This window comes from Pseudomonas sp. NFPP25 (genome assembly GCF_900116505.1).
Lineage (GTDB): Bacteria > Pseudomonadota > Gammaproteobacteria > Pseudomonadales > Pseudomonadaceae > Aquipseudomonas > Aquipseudomonas protegens.
In genome coordinates this window covers 1,408,623-1,431,285 of the sequence record NZ_FPBG01000001.1, presented here as the reverse complement: position 1 = coordinate 1,431,285, position 22,663 = coordinate 1,408,623, and the positions used below count along the sequence as shown (strand labels likewise).

Annotated in this window: 19 protein-coding genes; 8 read left to right on the top strand and 11 right to left on the bottom strand. The window is 65.0% G+C overall.

The features are described 5' to 3' along the window. Nucleotides 1–6: 6 nt before the first annotated feature. The gene (locus BM382_RS06105) at nt 7–336 is read right to left on the bottom strand and encodes a DHCW motif cupin fold protein (RefSeq protein ID WP_053150870.1); all 330 of its coding nucleotides are present in this window, start codon (nt 334–336) and stop codon (nt 7–9) included. A 39-nt stretch (nt 337–375) separates the two neighbouring features. Then, the gene (locus BM382_RS06100; protein WP_011060779.1) at nt 376–672 is read right to left on the bottom strand and encodes a hypothetical protein; all 297 of its coding nucleotides are present in this window, start codon (nt 670–672) and stop codon (nt 376–378) included. Nucleotides 673–928: 256 nt separating this feature from the next. Between BM382_RS06100 and BM382_RS06095 the strand changes: the two genes are divergently transcribed. Further along, entirely contained in the window at nt 929–2,374 is a 1,446-nt protein-coding gene (locus BM382_RS06095; RefSeq protein WP_011060780.1) for a serralysin family metalloprotease, read from the top strand. A gap of 52 nt (nt 2,375–2,426) precedes the next feature. Here BM382_RS06095 and BM382_RS06090 read toward each other — a convergent pair whose 3' ends face one another. Then, the gene (locus BM382_RS06090; RefSeq protein WP_019094405.1) at nt 2,427–3,176 is read right to left on the bottom strand and encodes a glycine-rich domain-containing protein; all 750 of its coding nucleotides are present in this window, start codon (nt 3,174–3,176) and stop codon (nt 2,427–2,429) included. A 207-nt stretch (nt 3,177–3,383) separates the two neighbouring features. On the opposite strand from BM382_RS06090, the gene BM382_RS06080 reads away from it, so the two are divergent. After that, nucleotides 3,384–4,610, top strand: coding sequence for a DUF2599 domain-containing protein (locus tag BM382_RS06080; RefSeq protein WP_072442309.1), 1,227 nt, complete (start codon nt 3,384–3,386; stop codon nt 4,608–4,610). Between the two features lie 131 nt (nt 4,611–4,741). Here the strand turns inward: BM382_RS06080 and BM382_RS06075 are convergent, their stop codons facing one another. Next, nucleotides 4,742–6,364: an MFS transporter gene (locus BM382_RS06075; protein WP_011060783.1), complete on the bottom strand. Its 1,623-nt coding sequence runs from the start codon at nt 6,362–6,364 to the stop codon at nt 4,742–4,744. Between the two features lie 304 nt (nt 6,365–6,668). Next, complete coding sequence (locus tag BM382_RS06070) at nt 6,669–8,315, bottom strand: GMC family oxidoreductase (protein ID WP_015635229.1); 1,647 nt, start codon at nt 8,313–8,315, stop codon at nt 6,669–6,671. A 131-nt stretch (nt 8,316–8,446) separates the two neighbouring features. On the opposite strand from BM382_RS06070, the gene BM382_RS06065 reads away from it, so the two are divergent. After that, on the top strand, nt 8,447–9,340 hold the full coding sequence (locus BM382_RS06065; RefSeq protein WP_072442307.1) for a LysR family transcriptional regulator: 894 nt from the start codon (nt 8,447–8,449) through the stop codon (nt 9,338–9,340). A gap of 6 nt (nt 9,341–9,346) precedes the next feature. On the opposite strand, the gene BM382_RS06060 is transcribed toward BM382_RS06065, so the two are convergent. Further along, a complete protein-coding gene (locus BM382_RS06060; protein ID WP_072442305.1) occupies nt 9,347–10,282 on the bottom strand; it encodes a phytanoyl-CoA dioxygenase family protein in 936 nt (311 codons plus the stop codon). A gap of 180 nt (nt 10,283–10,462) precedes the next feature. Next, entirely contained in the window at nt 10,463–11,977 is a 1,515-nt protein-coding gene (locus BM382_RS06055; protein ID WP_170866305.1) for an MFS transporter, read from the bottom strand. Between the two features lie 155 nt (nt 11,978–12,132). Between BM382_RS06055 and BM382_RS06050 the strand changes: the two genes are divergently transcribed. After that, nucleotides 12,133–12,762: a TetR/AcrR family transcriptional regulator gene (locus tag BM382_RS06050; protein WP_015635232.1), complete on the top strand. Its 630-nt coding sequence runs from the start codon at nt 12,133–12,135 to the stop codon at nt 12,760–12,762. Between the two features lie 31 nt (nt 12,763–12,793). Further along, nucleotides 12,794–13,168: a hypothetical protein gene (locus tag BM382_RS06045; protein ID WP_019094398.1), complete on the top strand. Its 375-nt coding sequence runs from the start codon at nt 12,794–12,796 to the stop codon at nt 13,166–13,168. 36 nt (nt 13,169–13,204) lie between these two features. Here BM382_RS06045 and BM382_RS06040 read toward each other — a convergent pair whose 3' ends face one another. The 4 genes from BM382_RS06040 to BM382_RS06025 form a co-directional block, all read right to left on the bottom strand. Next, complete coding sequence (locus BM382_RS06040; protein WP_019094397.1) at nt 13,205–14,245, bottom strand: DUF6602 domain-containing protein; 1,041 nt, start codon at nt 14,243–14,245, stop codon at nt 13,205–13,207. Between the two features lie 16 nt (nt 14,246–14,261). Further along, on the bottom strand, nt 14,262–15,368 hold the full coding sequence (locus BM382_RS06035; protein WP_072442265.1) for a DNA alkylation repair protein: 1,107 nt from the start codon (nt 15,366–15,368) through the stop codon (nt 14,262–14,264). A 284-nt stretch (nt 15,369–15,652) separates the two neighbouring features. After that, nucleotides 15,653–17,476 (bottom strand): monovalent cation:proton antiporter-2 (CPA2) family protein, encoded by a 1,824-nt coding sequence (locus BM382_RS06030; RefSeq protein WP_011060792.1) that lies wholly within the window; start codon nt 17,474–17,476, stop codon nt 15,653–15,655. Between the two features lie 172 nt (nt 17,477–17,648). Then, nucleotides 17,649–18,539 carry a LysR family transcriptional regulator gene (locus BM382_RS06025; protein WP_011060793.1) on the bottom strand — a complete coding sequence of 297 codons (891 nt, stop codon included), beginning with the start codon at nt 18,537–18,539 and terminating at the stop codon, nt 17,649–17,651. 170 nt (nt 18,540–18,709) lie between these two features. On the opposite strand from BM382_RS06025, the gene BM382_RS06020 reads away from it, so the two are divergent. From BM382_RS06020 to BM382_RS06010, 3 genes are all read left to right on the top strand, one after another. Then, nucleotides 18,710–19,792 (top strand): 4-oxalomesaconate tautomerase, encoded by a 1,083-nt coding sequence (locus BM382_RS06020; protein WP_011060794.1) that lies wholly within the window; start codon nt 18,710–18,712, stop codon nt 19,790–19,792. Nucleotides 19,793–19,833: 41 nt separating this feature from the next. Further along, complete coding sequence (dctA, locus tag BM382_RS06015) at nt 19,834–21,159, top strand: C4-dicarboxylate transporter DctA (RefSeq protein WP_072442263.1); 1,326 nt, start codon at nt 19,834–19,836, stop codon at nt 21,157–21,159. 135 nt (nt 21,160–21,294) lie between these two features. Continuing rightward, nucleotides 21,295–22,599 carry a CitMHS family transporter gene (locus tag BM382_RS06010; RefSeq protein ID WP_011060796.1) on the top strand — a complete coding sequence of 435 codons (1,305 nt, stop codon included), beginning with the start codon at nt 21,295–21,297 and terminating at the stop codon, nt 22,597–22,599. Nucleotides 22,600–22,663: the final 64 nt, after the last annotated feature.

Genomic DNA, 22,663 nt, shown 5'->3' with positions numbered 1-22,663 from the left:
AGCGCTTCAATCCACCACGAACAGCTTGGCCCCCACGGCGGTGAAGGAGCGGTGCGGCTCGGCGTTGTCCGCCACCTGGTAGCTCATGCCCGGGGTCAGGACGAACCGCCGGCCGTCCTCCAGCTCGGTGTGCAGCTCGCCTTCCAGGCACAACAGGATGTGGCCCTTGGAGCACCAGTGGTCGGCCAGGTAGCCGGGGCTGTACTCCACCATGCGCACGCGAATTTCACCGAACTGCCGGGTGCGCCAGAAGGCGCTGCCGGTTTCGCCGCGATGCTCGGTGGGTTCGATGCTCGACCAGTCGGTGGTGGCGAAGGGAATTGCGCTGATGTGCATGCACGGCTCTTGAGGTTGTGAGGCAAAAGGGGAGAGGGCTCAGTCGTCCACGGCTTCGCAGAGACCACTGGCGCCATGCTTGTCGGTGTACTTGACGGTCACCGATTCGTCGTCCTCGACGCTGATGGACAGGCTGATTTCTGCCGTCTTGACCTGGAAATGCCGGTCATCCACGGCACTGTTCTTGACTGCTTTGCCGTTGATGTAAACCGGGCCGCCCTGGTCGGCGCTGACTGCCAGATTGCCCGGGCAGGAGACGTTGAACAGTGGAATGCCTTCGGCGTGGGCCGAGCCGGCAAGGATCATCAAGGTGCCCAGAAACAGGATTTTGCGCATCACAGACTCCTATCCAAAGAGGGCCGCGGGGCCCCGGTGCGGTGTCTAGCCTATCCCTTGGCGCCCCCTCGTGCGAGTGGAAAATTTACCCCGTGCCAGAGCGTTCCGGGAGCTTTGTAGGACAAAAAAAACCGTGGACTCACGGCTGACGGATATGTCAGGTTTCCAGCGCCTCAATGGGCGAGTGATAGGACGATCTCGCAGGCGGGGTCGCAGCTGTCCTATCGGATTTTTTGTCTGGAACAAGGACGTAGCAATGTCAAAAGCACTCTCGGAAGCAGTCGGCAACGGTATCGATTCGGCCGCTCAGGCCAGCCATGCCTACCAGCAAGTTCTGGCCTTCAGCCACCTGTATGACCGTGGCGGCAGCGAGCTGGTGAACGGCAAGCCATCCTTCACCGCCGACCAGGCGGCGGATTCGATCCTGCGCAAAGGCCTGTCCTGGCACGACCAGAACGGCGACGGCAAGATCGACCTGAGCTACAGCTTCCTCACCGAAAAACCGGCCAACTACAACCCGGCCCTGGGCAGCTTCAGCGAGTTCAGCGCACTGCAAAAAGCCCAGGCGCTGCTGTCCCTGCAATCGTGGGCGGACGTGGCCAACGTGACCTTCACTGAAGCGGCCAAGGGTGGCGACGGCCACATGAGCTTCGGCAACTACAACGTCAGCACCGGCGGCGCGGCCTTTGCCTACCTGCCGTCCGGCAGCAGCTACGACGGCCAGTCCTGGTACCTGATCAACGACCAGTACCGGGTCAACGAAACCCCGGGCAACGGCAACTACGGCCGCCAGACCCTGACCCACGAAATCGGCCACAGCCTGGGCCTGTCCCACCCGGGCGTGTACAACGCCGGCAGCGGCAGCCCGACCTACAACGACGTGACCTACGCCCAGGACACCCGCGGCTACAGCCTGATGAGCTACTGGAGTGAGAGCAACACCGGGCAGGACTTCAGCAAGGACGGCGGCGGTGCCTACGCCTCGGCGCCGTTGCTGGACGATATCGTCGCGGTGCAGAAGCTCTATGGCGCCAATCTGGAAACCCGTGCCGACGACACTGTCTACGGCTTCAACTCCAACACCGGTCGGGACTTCTACAGCGCCCACAGCGCTTCGGACAAGCTGGTGTTCGCGGTCTGGGACGGCGGCGGCAACGATACCCTGGATTTCTCGGGTTTCACCCAGAACCAGAAGATCAATCTCAATGAAGGGGGCTTCTCCGATGTCGGCGGCCTGGTGGGCAACGTGTCCATCGCCCATGGCGTGACCGTGGAAAACGCCATCGGCGGCTCGGGCAATGACCTGCTGATTGGCAACGCTGCGGCGAACATCCTCGAAGGCGGTGCCGGCAACGACATCATCTATGGCGGTGGCGGTGGCGACACCCTGTGGGGTGGGGCGGGGGCTGATACCTTCGTCTACGGCGCGGCCGCGGATTCGACCTTCGACGCCCCGGACTGGATCATGGATTTCGTCAGCGGCGAGGACAAGATCGACCTCACCGGGATCCCGCAATTCGCCTCCGGTGGCGCCACCCTGAACTTCGTCAGCGGCTTCACCGGGCATGCCGGCGACGCGATCCTCACCTACTACGCCGAAACCAACCAGACCAGCCTGATGATCGACCTGACCGGTCATGGCGCGGTGGACTTCGCCGTGGGTACCGTGGGCCAGGCGGCGGTCACCGACATCATCGCCTGATCGACCCTGGGTAACGGGAGCGGCGCCTCAAGGTGCCGCTCTCTGGCGAATTTCAGTCACCGCCCCCGCCGCCACAACCTCCGCCCCCGCAGCCACTGCTGTCGCCCCCGCCACCATCGCTGCCGCCACTGTCGCCATCACCGCCGAAACGCGAGCTGTCGCTGTCGCTGCTGCTGCCGGAAGAGTCGCTGTCCAGGGAGCTGCTGTGCAGCTCGCTGCCGCAGTGCACCAGGGTGGCGCTGCCGCCGTTGTCGGTCAGGCGGCGCAGGGACTGGCAGTCGGCGACGTAGTGAAAGCCCCCGGCAATCTTCAGCTTGGCGTCCAGGGCGAACAGCAGTGGCAGGCGGCTGGGCTGGGCCGGGTTGATGTTTTCTTCCAGGCAGGCCTGGCGCCAGACCCGGCGCAGGCCGTTGTCGCTTTGTTGCGCGGCGTTCTGGCCGAGCACCGCCGCCGGGGTGTGGTGGAGGAACTGGCCGAAGGCCTGGTTGCAGAACTGCTGGTAGTCCCGGGTATGCAAGATGAATTCGTGCCACAGGTCGTCCACCACCTGGGACGGCATCGACACGTAGCGCTGGCCGCTCTTGAGGTAGGCGAGAAAGAACTGGCGCAAGCCCTGGGCCACCAGCTGGCAGTCCTTGAGGTTCAGGTGTGGGTGCTGGGTGCGCAGGGGCTCGAACAAGCGCGGCGGCAGGGTGAAATTGCGGATGTGGGCTTCCCGACGCAAGGCCGTGAGGGCTTTCTGACGGCGCCAGAACACCAGGATCAGGGCCAGGGCCACCACTGCGGGCAAGATCAACAGCATGTTCGGTCTCCGCCGGAAAAAGTGCCGAGACAGTGGCGCAATGCGGCGTTTTATTCAAGCCATCGCCGTGCGCCTGCCGCCGGTGGTGGGGATCGGGGACACAGGCCGGGAAAAGTCCATCAGGGCCAACCAGCGCTTCTATCTTCTGCTTATTGCCGGACCACGACTTGGCTGGCCAGGGTTTACACACCACACGGAAGTCACCCCATGAAAGCACGCAGAACCCCCATTGCCGTTGCCATCGGCCTCGCCGGCCTGTGCCTGTTGCCCACGGTGCAGGCCGACCAGGGCAGCGACACGGTGGCCCGTCTCAACCAGTTGTACAACGACACCCGCCAGGATTGCGGCGGCCCGTCGAAACCGGCATTCCTGTGTTCCGGGGTGCTGTTTCGCGCCACCTGGCCGTCCACCGACTACCAGTTCTACAGCATCAGCCCGAAAAGCCAGGCCAGCGGCGGCGTATCGGCGTCCTACCTGCGCAAGGATTCGAAGTTCCGCAAGCTGGCCTACGGACTGCAGAGCGGCTTCATCTTCGACACCATCTTCGGCAACCCCAAGGATCACCAGGACTATGCGGTGCTCTGTTCCTTCCCCATCGACGCCGCCACCGACGACCGCGGGCAGCAGGGCTGCACCGACTCGCGGCGCACCCCGGGCAATATCGAGAAGTACTGCCACGAGATCGGTGTGACCACCGCCGAGCAATGGGGCGCCAACTACCGACAGAACCGTGGCGACCACTCGCGCCAGTGTTCCTTCGATGTACGTGACGAACGCAACAGCGCCGCCGGCCCGGCGTTCTACCAGAGCATCCGCTCCATGGCGCAGATCGCCGCAGAATCCTTCGGCACTCAGAATGAGCTGCGCCTGGCCAAGTGGGAGGAAAAACCGCCGCAATCGCCCTCGATCCTGGCCCTGTTCTACACCGAGGATGGCGGCCTGGAAGGTGCGCGGCTGAACCAGATCCAGTGGTACAAGGCCGTGCAGCAGTACCTGCCGGTGATAAACATGAAGCTGCCGCAGACGCCGGCGCAGGACGCGAGTTTCGTCTACGACAACAAGAAGCAGGTGATCTACCCGATCACCGAGAAGAACAGCTGCGATCGCTATGTGCAGAGTGCGGTATGGATCGAACGTGATGACCCGGGCTTCGGCAAGAAAGTCATGACCCTGGAAGTCACGCCCACCGATTGCGGGCGCAACGTCAAGGACAACCAGACCAACAACTTCTTCAACGAACTGGCCAGCGACCACTACCTGGACGCCCAGTGGAAGAACAACCCGGACAACCGCGACAGCAGCGTGGGCAGCATGCGCCGGCAACTGGTCTGCCACTTCAACATCGCCCGCAACAAGCCGGAGTGGAACCTGGAGCCTTCCCGGCCCTACACCTCCAACGAAGACTCCATCGCCAAGGGCTGCAACAACACCTGAGGCCCGCCAGACCGCGTTCGCCGGCAAGCCGGCTCCTACGGCCCCCGCACTATCACCGGCCACCGTAGGAGCTGGCTTGCCAGCGAAGAGGCCCGCAAGACCGCCCCCGTCGGCAAGCCCGAGCACGCTGCTCAGTTGTGGTTGATGTCGACGTCCCGGGTTTCCCGCAGGCACAACAACCCCACCACCAGGCTGACCCCGGTAATCAGCACCGGGTACCACAGGCCATAGAAGATATCGCCGGTGTAGACCACCAGGGCAAAGGACACGGTCGGCAGGAAACCGCCGAACCAGCCGTTGCCGATGTGGTAGGGCAGGGACATGGAGGTGTAGCGGATACGGGTCGGGAACAGCTCCACCATCAGCGCCGCCAGCGGGCCGTAGCACATGGCGGCAATCAGGATCAGCGCGACGATCAGCACCACCACCATGGTCTTGTTGACGTTCTGGCTGTCGGCCTGCTGCGGATAACCGGCCAGGGTCACTGCGCCGCGCAGGGCGGCCTCGTCGAAGCCGTTGATCTTCACATCACCGACGCTGACCTGCACCGGGCTGCCGGCGGGGGCGGCGATGCTGCTGTAGGGCAGGCCCTGCTTCACCAGGAAGGTCTTGACCTTGTCGCAGGGGCTGTCGAAGCGCGCCTTGCCCACCGGGTCGAACTGGAAGGTGCAGGTGGCCGGGTCGGCGGTGACGCTGATGGGCGCCTGGCGGCTGGCCTGGTCGATGGCCGGGTTGGCGTAGTGGGCCAGGGCCTTGAAGATCGGGAAGTACAGCAGCGTGGCCAGCAGCAGGCCGAGCATCAGCACCGGCTTGCGGCCGATCTTGTCCGAGAGCCAGCCAAAGAAGATGAACATCGGCGCGCCGATCACCACGCTGATGATCAGCAGGCTGTTGGCCAGGGCCGGGTCCATCTTGAGGAACTGGGTGAGAAAGAACAAAACGTAGAACTGCGCGGCATAGAAGGTCACCGCCTGCCCGGCATTGATGCTGAACAGGGCGATCAGCACCACCTTGAGGTTTTCCCACTTGCCGAAGGATTCGCGGATCGGCGCCTTGCTGGCGCGGCCTTCCTCTTTCATTTTCAGGAAGGCCGGCGACTCGTGCAGGCTCATGCGGATCCAGGTGGAGATGCCCAGCAGCACGATGGACAGCAGGAACGGCAGGCGCCAGCCCCAGACCTCGAACTGGTCGCCGGTGAAGTAACGGCAGGCCAGCACCACCAGCAGCGACAGCAGCAGGCCCAGGGTCGCGGTGGACTGGATCCAGCTGGTGTGCAAGCCGCGCTTGCCCTGGGGCGCGTGCTCGGCCACGTAGGTGGCGGCGCCGCCGTACTCGCCGCCCAGGGCCAGGCCCTGGAGCATGCGCAGGGCCACCAGGATGATCGGCGCGGCGATGCCGATGCTGGCGTAGTTGGGCAACAGGCCCACGGCGAAGGTCGCAACGCCCATGAGGATGATGGTGGCAAGGAAGGTGTACTTGCGCCCGATCATGTCCCCCAGGCGGCCGAACACCAGGGCGCCGAAGGGGCGCACCACGAAGCCGGCGGCAAAGGCCATCAGGGCGAAGATGAAGGCCGTGGTGTCGTTGACCCCGGCGAAGAACTGCTTGCTGATCACCGCCGCCAGGGCGCCGTAGAGGAAAAAGTCGTACCACTCGAACACCGTGCCGAGGGACGACGCGAAGATGACCTTCTGGCTGCCCTTGGCAGTGGAGTCCTGCAGGGGCGCGTTCAGGGGCTGTGCGTGTTCTGACATAGGGGGCTTCCTTACAGTGATTATTGTTGTTGTTCCACTGCCGACGCCGTTTCCGGCGCCGCTGTTGCAGATTCACCGCGACCGCACGATGAACCCTCGTTTCCCTCATCCGTAGGAGCTGGCTTGCCAGCGAAGAGGCCCGTGAGCCAGGTGCCGGCCTTGGAGGCGCCTTCGCCGGCAAGCCGGCTCCTACATCAGGTGCATCTGTTCCTGCTGTCCCGTAGGAGCTGGCTTGCCAGCGAAGAGGCCCGTGAGCCGGGCGCCGGCCTTGGGGGTTCCTTCGCCGGCAAGCCGGCTCCTGCGCTCATGCCGGGGTGGCGGGCTCCTTGTGCTGGACGGTGCTCCTGGGGACGCTGGCAAGGATCAGTTCAGCGGCCTTTTCAGCGATCATCAAGGTCGGTGAGCAGGTATTGCCCGAGGTGATGCGCGGCATGATCGAGGCATCGGCGATGCGCAGCCCCGCAATGCCGTGCACCCGCAGTTGTGCGTCCACCACCGCCTGGGCATCGCTGCCCATGCGGCAGGTGCCCACCGGATGGAAGATGGTGGTGCCGATGCGGGCCGCGGCCTCGTGCAGTTGCTCGGTGCTTTGCAGCTCGGGGCCGGGCAGGTATTCGCTGGGCTTGAAGGGTTGCAGGGCCGGGGCGCCGACGATGCGTCGGGTCAGGCGGATGGCGTCGGCGGCGACCCGCAGGTCCTCGGGGTGGCTCAGGTAGTTGGGCTGGATCAGCGGCGCATCGCCGGCCTCCACGGAACGGATCTCGACCCGGCCACGGCTCTGCGGGCGCAGGTCGCAGACCGAGGCGGTAAAGGCCGGGAAGGCGTGCAGCGGTTCGCCGAAACGCTCCAGGGACAGCGGCTGCACGTGGTACTCCAGGTTGGCCCGGGTCTGTTCCGGGCCCGAGCGGGCAAAGGCGCCAAGCTGGCTGGGGGCCATGGACAGCGGACCGCTGCGGTCATACAGGTAGCGCAGGCCCATGCCCATCTTGCCCCACAGGCTGCCCGCGATCTGGTTCAGGGTGCGGGCGTTCTCCAGCTTGTAGATCAGGCGCAGTTGCAGGTGGTCCTGCAGGTTGCCGCCCACCCCGGGCAGGGCATGGCTGACGCCGATCCCCAAGCGTTGCAGGAGCGGCGCCGGGCCGATCCCCGAGCGCTGCAGGATGCTCGGCGAGCCGACGGAGCCGGCGCAGAGGATGATCTCGCGGCGCGCCTTGAAGTTCTCCAGGCGCCCCTGGCAACTGGCCCGCACCGCTGTGGCGCGGCCGTCCTCGAGGATCAGCCGCTGCACCTCGATGCCGGTCAGCACCACCAGGTTCGGGCGCTGGGCGATGGGTTTGAGAAAGGCCTTGGCGGCGTTCCAGCGCACCCCGGCCTTCTGGTTGACCTGGAAGTAGCCGCACCCTTCGTTGTCGCCGCCGTTGAAGTCGTCGATGTTGCGAATGCCGCTCTGCTCGGCAGCGCTGCGAAAGGCATCGAGGATCGGCCACGACAGGCGCTGGCGCTCGACCCGCCATTCACCGGCGGCGCCGTGCAGTTCGCTGCCGCCGGCAAAGTGGTTCTCGCTTTTCTTGAACAGCGGCAGCACCTGGTCCCAGCCCCAGCCCGGGTTGCCTTCAGCGGCCCAGCTGTCGTAGTCGGCAGCCTGGCCACGCATGTAGATCATGCCGTTGATCGACGAGCAGCCTCCTAGCACCTTGCCCCGCGGGTAGCTCAGGCTGCGGCCCTGCAGGCCGGGCTCGGCCTCGGTCTTGAAGCACCAGTCGGTGCGCGGGTTGCCGATGCAGAACAGGTAGCCCACGGGGATGTGGATCCAGGGATAGTTGTCGCGGCCACCGGCTTCCAGCAGCAGCACACGGTGCTGGGGGTTGGCCGACAGGCGATTGGCCAGAAGACAGCCGGCGGGGCCGGCGCCGACCACGATGTAGTCGTAGGCGTCAAAGGCAGGGAGCATCCTTAACCTCGTTTTTCGTTCTTATTGGGAGCCATCCTAGTTGTTAGCTTTCGTTAAAAGAATGTTAGTTTTTACCCACCAGCTGTGCGTTTTCTAACAGCGTTGGCCTTCGACTCCGCCAAGGAAACCCCATGTTCGACTGGAATGACCTGCGCTTCTTTCTTGAGCTGCAACGCAGCGGCCGCCTGCTGACCGCCGCGCGACGGCTGAACACCACCCACGCCACGGTGGCCCGGCACATCGAGGCGGTGGAGAAGGCCCTGGGCACCGCACTGTTCGTCCAGCACGCCCAGGGCTACGAACTGACCCCGGCCGGCGAAGCGCTGCTCAAGCACGCCGAGGCCATGGAAAACGTCGCCTTGCTGGTGCAGGAAGAGATCACCCAGTCCAGCGCGCCTTTGGGCAAGATCCGTGTCGGGGTCACCGAGGGCCTGGGGGTGAAGTTTCTCGCCAGCCGCATGGTTGGGCTGTTCGAGCGGTATCCAGGGCTGGAAGTGGAACTGGTGGCGGTGCCGCGCTTTGTTAGCATTCTCAACCGCGAGGCGGAGATCAGCATCCACCTGGAGCGCCCCAGCGCCGACATGCTGGTGACCCGCAAGCTCACCGACTACCGCCTGGCGCTGTACGCCAGCCAGGCCTACCTGGACCGCGCGCCGCCCTTGCGCAGCCGCGAGGACCTGGGCCGGCATGCCTGGATCGGCTATGTCGATGATCTCTTGTTCAGCCAGGAGCTGATGTTCCTCAACAGCTTCTGCCGCAACCCCCAGGTGGTGTTCCACAGCACCAGTGTCATTGCCCAGCAGGAAGCGGCCCGTTCCGGCCTGGGGATCGCCGTGCTGCCGTGCTACATGGCCGCCGCCGATCCGCAACTGGTGCCGCTGCTGCCGGCGGAAAGCATCCTGCGCGCCTACTGGATCAGCACCCGCCGCGAACTGCACAAATCGGTGCGGCTGCGGGTGGTCTGGGATTACTTGGTGGAGCAGTGTGCGGCGCAGCAGCAGGTGCTGCTGGGGCCTGAGATCTAGCCTGGTTCAGAGGATCGGCCCGCAATGGACCGAGCTGCGGATCGGTGCCCCGGGCGTGATATCGACGAAGCGCGAGCCGTAGGACACTGGGTTCAGCGGGCCACCGTCCAGGCCCATGCCCAGGCCACCGGCGCTGCGGGTTTCGCCTTCCTGCATCAGTGGATCAAGGCATGCGCGCCAGTCCAGCAGGCGCAGGGTCACGGCCTGGCGGCGTTCCAGGTCGCCGGCCAGCAAGGGGCTGGAGCGGTGCCACAGGTATTTGCTGAACAGCAGGGCGTCGCCGGGTTCGAACGAGTCTTCGATGCGCTGTGCTTCGAAGCTGTCGGTGAGCATCCCGGGCGTGCAGTAGGTCTGGTGCAGGTGCGCGGAAAATTCGGCCACCGACTCGCCCCGTGCCAGTTTGCCTGCCAGCAGGCGCGAGAACTGAAAATTCTCCTGGGCCGAGAATTGCGACAGGGGCACCCAGGCCATGCCGCCACCTTGCACTTCGGGGCGGATCGGCTGCAGCGGCATCCACAGGCTGAAGGCCGGGTCCTGGGGGCGGATGTAGCGAAAGTTCAGCGAGTCGTAGTGCCAGGCAAAGCCCGAGCGTCCCACCCCCAGCTCGAAACTCTGGGCCTCGCTCATGATCAGGCGGCAGCCGCTGAGGCGGGTCAGCACCTGGGCGAAGGCCGGTTGCCGGTAGAGGCGTTCGAGGATGCCGACCTGGGTCACCCGGTGGGTCAGGCGACTGAAACCGTCGCCATGGGCCGAGGTGCCCGAGGAGGTCGAGCGCAGTTGGCTGTTGGCCAGCTCGCGCAGTTGCAGGATGGCCGCAGGCGTCAACAACCCCCGCAGCTTGATGAAGCCACGCTCCTTGAAATGCCGTAGATCGTCCTGGTCCAGGCGTAGCGGGTTGACCAGGGCAGGGGCGGTGTCAGGCAGGACCGGTGGCAGGTTCACGGGGGTATTCCATTACCAGGGGACAAGGCCCTTGAGTATGGACAGTGCGCGCCGGGGCGGCAGGCTGGATTCGACCTTGAGCAACGCCTTTGCGACATCGGGCAGGGAGGATGGCGCCTTAGTCGTCAGGCCGGATGTAGCGGTCCCGGGCCTGGAGGGTCGGTGCCACCACGGCGCTTGTCAACGAGCCGGCCTGGTGCCGGGGCTGCCGGCAGGCTCGCGGACCGCTTGCTGGCGAGTTCCCAGCAACAGCCCCATGGCCAGCAGGCTGGCGCAACCGGCCAGGGCCATGGCCAGGCCAAATCCGCTGGTCATGGCGGCGCCATAGAGGTCGGCGAACAGCGGGTCGTGCAGCGGCAGGCGGTGTTCGGTCACCGCTTGCCGGGCCAGTTCGGCGGCGCCGTCGAACCCGGCCGCGGCGCCGGATTCGCTGAGCACTTGCACTGCCCGGGTGCTCATCAGGCTGCCGAGCAGGGCGATGCCGACGCTCATGCCGGTCTGGCGCAGGGCGTTCATGCTGGCCGAGGCGATGCCGGCGCGCTCTGCCGGTGCGCAGGCCATCACCACCAGCCCGGTGGCCGGCACCGCCAGGCCCATGCCCAGCCCCAGCAGACCGAACAGCGAACCCACCAACCAGTAGGGCGTGTGGGCATCGAAGCCGGCCATGGCGCTCATGGCCAGGCCTACCAGGCCATAGCCGCCAACCATCAGCCAGGGCAGGGGAATGCGCTGGTGCAAGCGGCCAAAGAACATCGATACAACACCTGTGACCACGAACTGCGGAAGCATGCGCAGGCCGGTGTCGGCGGCGGACCAGCCCTGGATCTGCTGTAGGAAGATCGAGAAGAAGAACAGGCTGCTGTAGCAGGAAAATCCGAGGATGAACGAGGCCAGGTTGGCCACCGCAAAGGGTCGCTGGCGAAACAGGGTGATGGGCACCAGAGGCCGCTGTACTCGACGCTCGACCTGGATCAGGGCCAGCAGCGCCAGCGTCGCCAGCAGCAATGAGGTGAGCGCCTCGCGGCTGCCGAAACCGTCCTCGCCAGCGACGATCAGGCCGTAGGTCAGGGCCCCGAGGCAGAGCACGCTGAGGATCTGGCCCAAGGGGTCGAGCGCGGCGTGCTGGGGGTGCTTGCGCTCGCTGATGCCCCAGCCGCCCAGGGCCAGGGCCAGCAGGCCGATGGGCAGGTTGATCAGGAAAATGCTCTGCCAGCCCAGGTGCTCCAGCAACAGACCACCCAGCAGCGGGCCGAGGATCAGGGCCAGGGCACTGAAGGCCGACCAGCCGCCGATCACGTGGGCCCGTTGCCGAGGCTCGGGAAAGGCGTGGCTGAGGATCGGCATCGCCCCGGGAATCAGCAGGGCCCCGGCCAGCCCCTGCACTGCGCGCCCGGCCAGCAGCAGCGAAAGCTCCTGGGCCAGCGCGCACAGCGCCGAGCCGAGGCAGAACAGCAGCACACCGATCAGCCAGCAGCGCTTGTGACCAAAGCGATCCCCCAGGGGGCCTGCCGAGAGCATGAACGCCGAGAGGCAGATGGCGTAGGCATTGACCACCCATTGCAGGCCGCCCAGGTCGGTGGCCAGGGCCTGCTGCAAGGTTGGCAGGGCGACGTTGACGATGCTGATGTCGAGGGACGCCAGGAAGGTCCCGAGGTAGGCGGCGGCGACCAGGGCCGGGCGACGATAGCGCTGCATGGTGTATCTCCCGCAAGGTCTGGAATGGGCTTGCAGGGCGAGCATAGTATTTCGACTGACCGTCGGTCAATGGAGAATGAAAAAGATTCTCAACTCTCTTTTCCCCCACAAATCCCCTAGAATGGCGACCTTTGTCGAACAGCCCGGATTCGTTCATGAGTGTCAAAACCTCCCCGGTTGCCAAGCGCGCTGCCCAGCCGCGGCCGCGCACCAAACCGGCCGAAGTACGCCTGGAAGAGCTGATGGCCGCCGCCCAAGACCTGTTCCTCAGCCAGGGCGTGGAAGCCACCACCATCAGCGAGATCGTCGAGCGCGCCGAGGTGGCCAAGGGCACCTTCTATCACTACTTCCAATCCAAGAACGACATGCTGGTGGCCCTGGGGCAACGCTATACCCAGCACTACCTGCAGCGCCTGGAGCAGGCGGTGGCGGCCTGCCCCGAGGACGACTGGGTGGCGCAGCTCAGCAGCTGGATCCGCACCAGCGTGCAGGCCTACCTCGACACCTACCGCCTGCACGACATCGTCTACCCCAACCACCATCATCACGACCGCGGCAACCCGGAAAAGAACGCGATCCTCGAGCAGTTGCTGGGCCTTCTCGAAGGCGGCCAGCGCGCCGGCTGCTGGTCCCTGGCCCAGCCAGGGGTGATCGCTTCGCTGATCTACGCCGGGGTGCATGGCGCCACCGACGATGTGATCGCCGCCGGCGAGGACGATGGCCGGGCCCTGGCCGAGGCCATTGTCCAGGCGTGCCTGCGCATGCTGGGCCTGCCTCCTTCTTGATGTTTCCACGGGTAAAAGGAACGACCCTGCAATGAAAAAGATCAACCTCATTCTCGGCGCCGCGCTGGCGCTGTACCTGGCGTACCAGGCCTATGGCTCGTTCTACTACGGCACGCCGTATCAGGGCCGCGACTACAGCGCCGACCAGGCCTTCTACTACCAGAAGTACCGCTTGTTCAGCTGGCGCACCTGGATTCCCACCATGACCATGCCCGGCGATGGCGACAGCTCGCGCTACAGCGTTGGCGGCTACCTGCGGGTGTTCAAGGCCGACGGCACGCTGGTAGGGCAGTCCTATGACGGCTGCATCGCGGTGGTGGAAGTGTTCTGGTACGACGACGCAGTGGGTGGCTTCGGCTGCAGCGAGCACTTGATCGCGCTGCCCACGAAGGCCACGACGGGCTGAGCGCCCAGTCGCGGTTTGCGGGCCCTGTCGATCGCTTCAGGCCCCGGCCTTCCACAAGCCGAACTTGCCCGCCAGATCCAGCTTGGGATCACGCACCCGGGTCAGGTTGATCGCGGCGCCGGACCAGCCGCCCTCCATCTCTTCACTCAGGTGGTACTTCAACAGGTTGTACTGGATCGCCGTCCCCCCCAGTTGCTGGTAGCCGATGCGTGAGGTCACCGCCTCCAGCAAGCTGGAAATCAGGTATTGCAGCGGCGTTTCGTAGGCCTTGATGGCGATGCCGTAGTCGAAGCTCTCAGCGTTGCTTTCGCGAAAGCAACCGAAGAACTCCTGCTTGCTCATGCTGCTGGACATGGCCGTGTTGTAGCTCTGGCGACAGGCCTCCAGGTCGGCGGCGCCGGGCCGGGGCAGGGCCAGGTGGTTGTTGAGGTTCTTCAGGGTCACACAGCCCTGGGTGGCAATGACCTCGGGCATCAGTGTCACGTCCAGTTCGCCGGCACGGTCGGGGATGTTGTGCCAGGCATTCAGGCTGTTGCGCAAAAGCTCCAGGCTGCTGCCGGGGTAGCCTCGATACCCGTACACATAGGCTGGCGGCAGCACCAGGCCCATGACCGAATTCATCTGCGACACCGTCAGGTTCTGATAGTCGCGTCCATAGATGCGGGCGCTGTACTCGTCCAGGGAGTGGCGCAGCACCGAGGGCTTGAGGTTGCGCACCGACTTGCCGTTCTCCAGCGCCTCGAACAGGCTCTTCTCGTTGAGTTGGGACTTGACCTCCACGGTGGCGATCACCCCTTCGATCAGGTACACGTCCGCCGAGCCGAAGGTACGCAGCGTGGGGAAGTCGTTGCGGTAGATGATCAGGTCGATCTGCTTGGAGATGCTCCCTTCGGAGTCGATGATCTGCCCGGCACCGATGCTGATGTTGCTCGGCAGAAAGCGCTTGAGGACGTCACGGATGAAACTCTCCCGGGCGTCGCCGAGGACGCCGGAATGGCTGGCGATGGTGCTGCTGACGCTGAAACTGCTTTCCAGGACCCGGGCGATGGATTTCGCCCATTTGCTGATGATTGCCATGGGGCTTCCTTGGGGATCAGGGGACGAGCAAGTCGAAATGGCCTGTGGCCAGGGGTTCGCCGTTGACCAGCAATCGCACGCCGTGGCGCCCCGGATAGTGGCGGCGGGTGGTCAGTTCGCGGATCTGCTGGCTGCGGCCAAGCTCCACCTGGGCCAGGCCTTGCAGGGTGAAGGTCTTGAGCTTGAACACCTTGCTCGCGGTGGCGCCGGAGGCCTTGACGTAGTCGATGGCGTAATCCACCACCAGGCGCTGTTCGTGCGAGCAGGTGGAGACCAGGGTCAGGGACAGGTTGAGGCTGTCCCCCAGGCGCAATTGCCCGGGGGCCACCTGGAAGCGGCAAACCTGGACCTCGGCCCGGGCCCCGGCGCCGATCAGCGCCAGGGCCCGGCGGTCGCCCTGCTTGATCAGGCTGCGCAAGGCATGACGGGCGATCCAGGCACTGTGCGGCTGCTCCAGGGGCCAGCCTTCAAGACGTTCCAGGACCCACTGCGGGTGCTCTTTGGTGATGTCGTTGAGGTGGTTGGCCACCGACTTGCGCACGTACAGGCTGGGGTCATTGCGCAGGCGTTCGAGGATCGGCGCCGCCAGTTGCGGGTCGGCCTGCAACTGCTCCAGGCGGAACGACCAGGGCAGGCGCGGGCGGCTGCCTTCGCTGGCCAGGCGGCGTACGTGTTCATCGCTGTCCGTGGCCCACTCGTGCATCACGGCCAGCGTGCGCTGGCAGTCCTGGCGCAAGAAGTGGCGCACGGCGAACTCCGATGAGCCGAAGCCGGTGAAGTACTTCAGCGCCGCCATGGACAGCTCGAAGTCATGCAGGCCGTAGCTGGCCACGTAGTGGGGCAGGAAGATGCACACGAAGCGGCTGTTCAGGCGCGGCGCCAGGGCTTGCAGCAGCTCCAGGCTGCTGGGGTAGTCCAGGCCCAGTACCTGGTGCAGGCTCTCGCTGACCCGGGCCAGGCGCTGCATCAGCGACAGCTCGGCGAGGCCGTGGTCGGCCCGTTGCACGAACCCCTGGCGGTCGAAGGCCGGGTGCACCGCGTGCATGGCGTCGGCGATATGCATCAGGCGCTGCTGGTTGAAGATTTCCTTGAGGGCGGGGGCCTGCTCTTGGGTAGAACTCATGGGGCGTATCCATTCAAAGCCGGGGCGGCGTCCACTCTACACGCCCTCTGCTGACAGAATCTGTCGGTAGCCGCCGGAGGGCGTGTTGCGTCATGCAGATCGTTTTGCGGTGTTGCTGAGGCCGCCTTCGCCGGCAAGCCGGCTCCTACGGTGTGTCGTGCCGGCCTGTAGGAGCTGGCTTGCCAGCGAAGGGTACACCACGGCCCTCAGATCATTCCCCGGCGTCCTTGAGACCGCCTTCGCCAGCAAGCCGACTCCTGCGAGGTGGCGCAGGGCCTGGCGCCTCAGCGCATCGGCGGCAGCGGGCTTTCGATCTGTTCGTCCTGTTCGTCGGCTTCGAACAGCCGGGCCAGTTCGGCGCGGGCTTCCTGGGCGCTTTGCAGGACCTTGGCGGCGTCGTCGTAGACGGCATGCTGGGCCGCCAGCAGTTGTTCGTCGTGCTGGGTGAAACGCTGGATCCGCGAATCGGCCTGGGCCTGGCTCAAGCCCAGCCCCACCAAGGTGCGGCGGCTCATTTCCAGGCTGGAATAGTAGGTCTCCCGCACCGCCTGGGCCCCCAGGTCCACCAGCCGGTGCACGTGCTGGCGGTTGCGCGCCCGGGCGATGATCTTCAGGTGCGGGTAGAGCCGGCTGACCTGCTCGGCGGTCTTGATATTGGTTTCCGGGTCGTCGGTGGCAATGACGAAGTACTCCGCTTCGCCGACCTTGGCCGCGCTGAGGATCTCCGGGCGCAACGGGTCGCCGTAAAACACCGGCATGCCGCCGAAACTGCGGATCAGTTCGATGGTTTCCACCGAAGTGTCCAGGGCCACGAAGGGCACTTTCTGTGCCCGCAGGATCCGCGCCACGATCTGCCCCATGCGGCCCATGCCGGCAATCACCACCCGCGGCCCGTCGGAATCGATCCGGCGATACTCGGCGGGCATTTCCACCGGCTTGGCCTTGGGTTTCAGCCAGCGGGTGCAGGCCAGCAACAGCAGTGGGGTGAGGGCCATGGACAGGGTGATGGTCAGCACCAGCAGGTCATACAGGCGGGGCTCGAACAGGCCCTGGTCGCGGCCGATCTTGAACACCACGAAAGCGAACTCGCCGCCCGCCGCCAGCACCACCCCGAGGCGCACCGCACTCTCGCGTCCCAGGCCACCGGCCAGGCGCCCGACCACGAACAGCAGCGGCAGCTTGAGGGCGATCAGCAGCAGGGTCAGGCCCAGCACCGCGATGGGCGCGCTGAGCAGCAGGCTGATATTGGCGCCCATGCCGACGCTGATGAAGAACAGCCCCAGCAGCAGGCCCTTGAAGGGTTCGATCTGTGCTTCCAGCTCGTGGCGGTATTCCGAGTCCGCCAGCAGCAGGCCGGCGAGGAAGGCGCCCAGGGCCATGGACACGCCCACCAGGTCCATCAGCCAGGCGGTGCCGATCACCACCAGCAAGGCAGTGGCGGTGGAGACTTCCGGCAAGCGGGTCTTGGCCACGATGCGAAACACCGGGCGCAGCAGGTAGCGCCCGCCCACCACCACCACGGCGATGCTGCCCAGCACTTGCAGGCCGTGGCGCAGGTCCTCGGCGCTGCTGGTGTGGTGATCGCCACCGGCCAGCACCGGGACCATGGCGATCAGTGGAATGGCGGCGATATCCTGGAACAGCAGGATGGCGAAGGCCATGCGCCCATGAGGGCTGTTCAGCTCCTTGCGTTCGGCCAGGCTTTGCAGGCCCAGGGCGGTGGACGACAGGGCCAGGCCCAGGCCCAGGACAATGGCACTGTTGAGCGACTGGCCGAACAGAAACAGCGCCACCACGCCGATCAGCATCCCGGTCAGCAGCACCTGGGCCAGGCCGACGCCGAACACCGCCTTGCGCATCACCCACAGGCGCTTGGGCGACAGCTCCAGGCCGATGATGAACAACAGCAGCACCACCCCCAGCTCGGAGATATGGCTGACGCTCTGGGGGTTGCCCACCAGGCCCAGCACCGAGGGGCCGATCAGCACCCCGGCCAGCAGGTAGCCGAGCACGGCCCCCAGTTGCAGGCGCTTGGCCAGGGGCACGATGAGCACGGCGGCGCAGAGGAACACGACGGCGGCTTGTAGCAGGTTGCCTTCATGGGGCATCGGGGGGACTCCAGGGAGAACGGGGCGCAGGTGATGATAAAGGCTCGTCGGTGACGATGAGCGGATTGGTATTGCCAGTCTGCGCCCGGATAAAAACGGCGTGGATGTTCTGAGACTGGCGGTGCGCCCTGCAAGGCACGTCGGAGTACGGGAGAGCAGGGGGGCGGGCGGGTCAGTGCGGCCACTGCTCCAGCAGAATCGAGACAAATTTTTCCGCGGCCGGCGATAGCGACGCGCCGCGCCGGGACACCAGCCCCAGGGTGCGATTGACCACGGGCTCGGTCAGCGGAACGCTGACCAGGGTCGGGTGATCGGCGGCCGGCATGGCCAGGCTCGGCATCGCCGAAACCCCGAGCCCGGCCTCCACCATGCCCAGTGACGTGGACAGGTGCTGCACCTCGTAGAACCACTGGGGACGCCAGCTCAAGCCGGACAGGGCATGGTCCAGCAACATGCGGTTGCCGCTCAGGCGACCGACGCCGATCAAGCGATAATCGCTGAGTTCCGACCAGGTCACCGAGCTGCGCTCGGCCAGTTCATGGTCGCGCCGGCAGGCCAGGACAAAGGGCTCGTTGACCAGGGGCACGAACTCGATGTCCGGGTGTTGGCCGCTCATCATGTTGATGCCGAAGTCCGCTTCGCCGCGCAGCACCGCTTCAAGGCCCTCGTTGGCGCTGAGGTCGAGCAGGCGGATGCGGATTTTCGGATAGCGCAGGTTATACAGGCGGATCACTGACGGCAGGAAGTAGAAGGCCGCCGTGGGGATACAGGCCAGGGTCACCTGACCGATCTGCCGTTCTGCCAGCTCACGGATGTTGAGGATCGAGTCGTCGAAGTCGTCCAGCAGTCGTCGGGCCTTGGGCAGGAAGTCGCGACCGACGCTGGTCAGGCTGACCTTGCGCGTGGTGCGGTCGAGGAGCGCGGTGCCCAGGCCCTCTTCGAGCTTTTTCATACGTCGGCTCAGGGCGGGCTGGGACAGGTGCAAAGCGTCGGCGGCTTCGTGGAAACTCCCCAGTTCGGCGATTTTCACGAAAGATCTTATGTCCTGGAGCTCATATTCCATGCTGGTTTCTCAAGGCGGGCGTCGGGTGTGGCGGTGCCGGACACGATATTTAATTCATGCTCGTAACGCAATAATCTCTCTGATCTTTGCATTGGAAACACTTTTTAATCCCTGACACTCTTGTGTCCAGAACATCAATTACCTCGATTGATCAACAAGAGTCAGTGTTCATGCAACGAATTCCTTGTGTGTTGATGCGCGGCGGCACCTCCAAAGGGCCGTTTTTTCTGGCCTGGGATCTGCCTGTGGCGGTGTCCGAACGTGATGAGCTGTTGCTCAACCTGATGGGCTCCGGCCATGAGCTGGAAATCGACGGCATCGGCGGCGGCAGCCCGCAAACCAGCAAGGTGGCGATCGTCAGTCCGTCGCTGCACCCGGACGCGGATGTCGATTATCTGTTCGTCCAGGTCATGGTGTCGCAGCGGCGGGTCGATACCGCGCCCAACTGCGGCAACATGCTCTGTGCCGTCGGGCCCTTTGCCATCGAGCAGGGGCTGGTCAAGGCCACGGGGGCACAGACGCAGGTGCGGATTCGCAACCTCAACACCGGCACTTTGGTGAATGCCCAGGTCCAGACCCCCGATGGCAAGGTCAGTTACGAAGGCGACACCACCATTGACGGCGTGCCGGGCAGCGCGGCGCCGGTGGCCCTGACCTTTCTCGATGCCGCCGGCAGCAAGACCGGCCAGTTGTTTCCCACCGGCCGGCCTCGGGACCTGATCGACGGCATTGTCGTGACCTGCATCGACATGGCCATGCCCATGGTGCTGGTACAGGCGGCCTGCCTGGGCAAGCGCGGCGATGAAACCCCTGCCGAACTGGATGCCGATGCGGACTTTCTCCAGCGCCTGGAGAGCCTGCGGCTCAAGGCCGGCCTGGCCATGGGCCTGGGGGATGTCAGTGACAAAGTGATTCCCAAGCCGGTGCTGGTGTCCCAGGCCCGGGCGGGGGGCACCCTGGCGGTGCGCTATTTCATGCCCCACAACTGCCATCGGGCCCTGGCCATCACCGGCTCCATCGGCCTGGCTACCGCCTGTGTCACCGCCGGCAGTGTGGCGGCCGAGATACTGGGCGGGGTCCACGAACCGCGTCTGCAAAAGGTCCGTATCGAGCATCCCAGCGGGGCAATAGATGTCGTATTGTCCTACAGCGGAAAAAGCCCTGAGACCATCCGCGCCTCGGTGGTCCGCACCGCCCGCCGGTTGTTCTCCGGGTATGTCTACGTGCCGGCTTCACAGCGCCTGGCCGGTTAGTCGTTGCTGTCGACCCGCGTTGCATCAACACAATTCTAAAAATGGGTGATGCCATGAAAGTTGTTAAATCGCTCTATTTCCAGATCCTCTGCGCCGTGTTCCTCGGGGTCCTGGTGGGGCACTTCTGGGCCGCGCAAGCCATTGCCCTGAAGCCTCTGGGAGATGCCTTCATCAAGCTGATCAAGATGATGATCGCCCCCGTGGTGTTCTGCACCATCGTCACCGGCATCGCCGGCATGAGCGACAAGCGTTCCCTGGGGCGCCTGCTGAGCAAGACCATGCTGCTGTTCCTGGGCCTGACCCTGATCAGCCTGTTCATCGGCCTGGCGGCGGTCTACCTGTTCCAGCCCGGCGCGGGGATGAACATCGACCCCACCCGCTTGAGCACCCAGGGCCTGTCCCAGTACACCGATTCGGCGGCCAAGCTGGGGGTGGTGGAGTTCTTCATGCACATCATTCCCGAGACCTTTGTCGGTGCCTTCAACAAGGGCGAGGTGCTGCCGGTGCTGTTTATCGCGGTGCTGTGCGGGTTTGCCCTGTCGTCCCTGGGCGAGCGCGGCAAGCCGGTGCTGGTGGTGCTGGAGTCGGCCTCGCAGATGGTGTTCAAGATCTTCTCCTACCTGATGCGTTTTGCCCCCGTCGGCGCCTTCGGGGCCCTGGCCTTTACGGTGGGCCAGTACGGCATCACCTCCCTGGGCGCCCTGGCCAAACTGATCATGACCCTCTATGTCGCCTGCGGCTTCTTTGTCTGCGTCGTGCTGGGCGGCATTTGCCGGGCCAACGGCTTCAGCCTCTGGAAGCTGCTGCGCTACCTGCGTGAAGAGTTCCTGGTGGTGCTCGGCACCTCGTCCACAGAACCGGTGATGCCGCGCATGCTGGAAAAACTCCAGGCCCTGGGCTGCAAGAAGAGCGTGGTAGGGCTGGTGCTGCCCACCGGCTATTCGTTCAACCTCGACGGCACGGCGATCTACCTGTCACTGGCTGCGATCTTCATTGCCCAGGCGTGCAATATCGAGCTGAGTGCCGGGCAGGTGGTTACCATGCTGGCGATCATGCTGCTGTCGTCCAAGGGCGCCGCCGGGGTGACCGGCAGCGGTTTCGTGGCCCTGGCCTCGACCCTGACGGTGATTCATGACATTCCCGTGGCAGGCCTGGCATTGCTGATCGGTATCGATCGCTTCATGTCCGAGGCCCGGGCCTTGACCAGCCTGGCCAGCAACGCAGTGGCAACCGTGGTGATCGCCCTTTCGGAGCAGGCCTGCGACCGCCAGGTGCTGTTGCGCACGCTCGATGGCCAGCCGCTTGCGGCCCAGGCTGCTGCCGCCGATGACAGCCCAGCCGCCGCTCTGGCGAGCAAGCTCGGCTAGACCCGCCAAGCACCAGCGCTTTACCCCAAGTACCGACTCAACACCTGTGCCGGGCGCCCCTGAGGGGCGCCCGGTGCCCGGGTGGCCGCGCCCGCGCGCCGGCCACGCTCATCATAAAAACAAGAGAATCGACTTATGCTCGCTTTACTCGGCCTCGCCATGGTGGTGGTCTTCACCTTCCTGATCATGACCAAGCGCCTGTCGCCCATCGTCGCGTTGACCCTGGTGCCCATCGTCTTCGCTGTGCTCGGCGGGTTTGCCGGCAGCACCGGCAAGATGATGCTCGACGGCCTGAAAATGGTCGCGCCGTCGGCGGCGCTGTTGCTGTTCGCCATTCTGTTCTTCGGCTTGATGATCGATTCGGGGCTGTTCGATCCGCTGATCCGCAAGATTCTCAAACGGGTCAATGGCGATCCGACCAAGATCGCCATCGGCACCGCGTTGCTGTCGCTGGTGGTCGCCCTGGACGGCGACGGCACCACCACCTACATGATTACCTGCGCGGCCATGCTGCCGTTGTACAAGCGCATCGGCATGAACCCGATGATTCTCGCCACCATCTCCATGCTGTCTTTGAGCATCATGAGCGGCATGACCCCGTGGGGCGGGCCGGCAACCCGAGCCATCGCCGCCCTGGGCCTGGATGCCGGCGAGTACTTTGTCCCACTGTTGCCGACCATGATCGGCGGCGCCGCCTGGGTGGTGTTTACCGCCTACCTGCTGGGCCGAGCCGAGCGCAAGCGTATCGGCAATACCCAACTGCAAAGCGGTGGCGGTGACTGCTACATCAAGGCGATTCTGGAGGACACGCCGCATAAGCGGCCCAAGCTGGCCTACGTCAACCTGCTGCTGGTGGTGGCGGTGATGACCGCGCTGGTGCTGGGCCTGATGCACTCGGCGGTGCTGTTCCTGATCGGTTTTGTCCTGGCCTTGATGATCAATTACCCGCAGCTGGACATTCAGAAGGAGCGCATTCTCGCTCATTCAGGCAACGCCATGACCGTGGTGCTGCTGGTGTTCGCCGCGGGGATCTTCGCCGGGATTTTCTCCGGTACCAAGATGGTCGACGCACTGGCCCAGACCCTGGTGGACTGGATTCCGCCGTCCTGGGGCCACCTGTTCCCGCTGGTGGTGGCGCTGACCAGCATGCCGTTGACCTTCGTCCTGTCCAACGATGCCTACTACTTCGGCGTGGTGCCGATCCTGGCCAACGCGGCGGCGGCCTATGGCATTTCTCCCCTGGAAATCGCCCGGGCCTCGATCCTCGGCCAGCCGGTGCACCTGATGAGCCCGCTGGTGGCCTCGACCCTGCTGCTGGTGGGCATGGTGGACCGTGACATTGGCGACTTCCAGAAGGCCACGGTGAAGTGGGCGGTGCTGACCTCTCTGGTGATTACCGCCCTGGCCTTGCTGACCGGCGCCCTGACCCTGTTCGTCTGATTCGTTCGAAACCCTCTTTGGTGGCCCGGCGCGCTTGTTTCAAGGGCGCCAGGGACAACTGCGC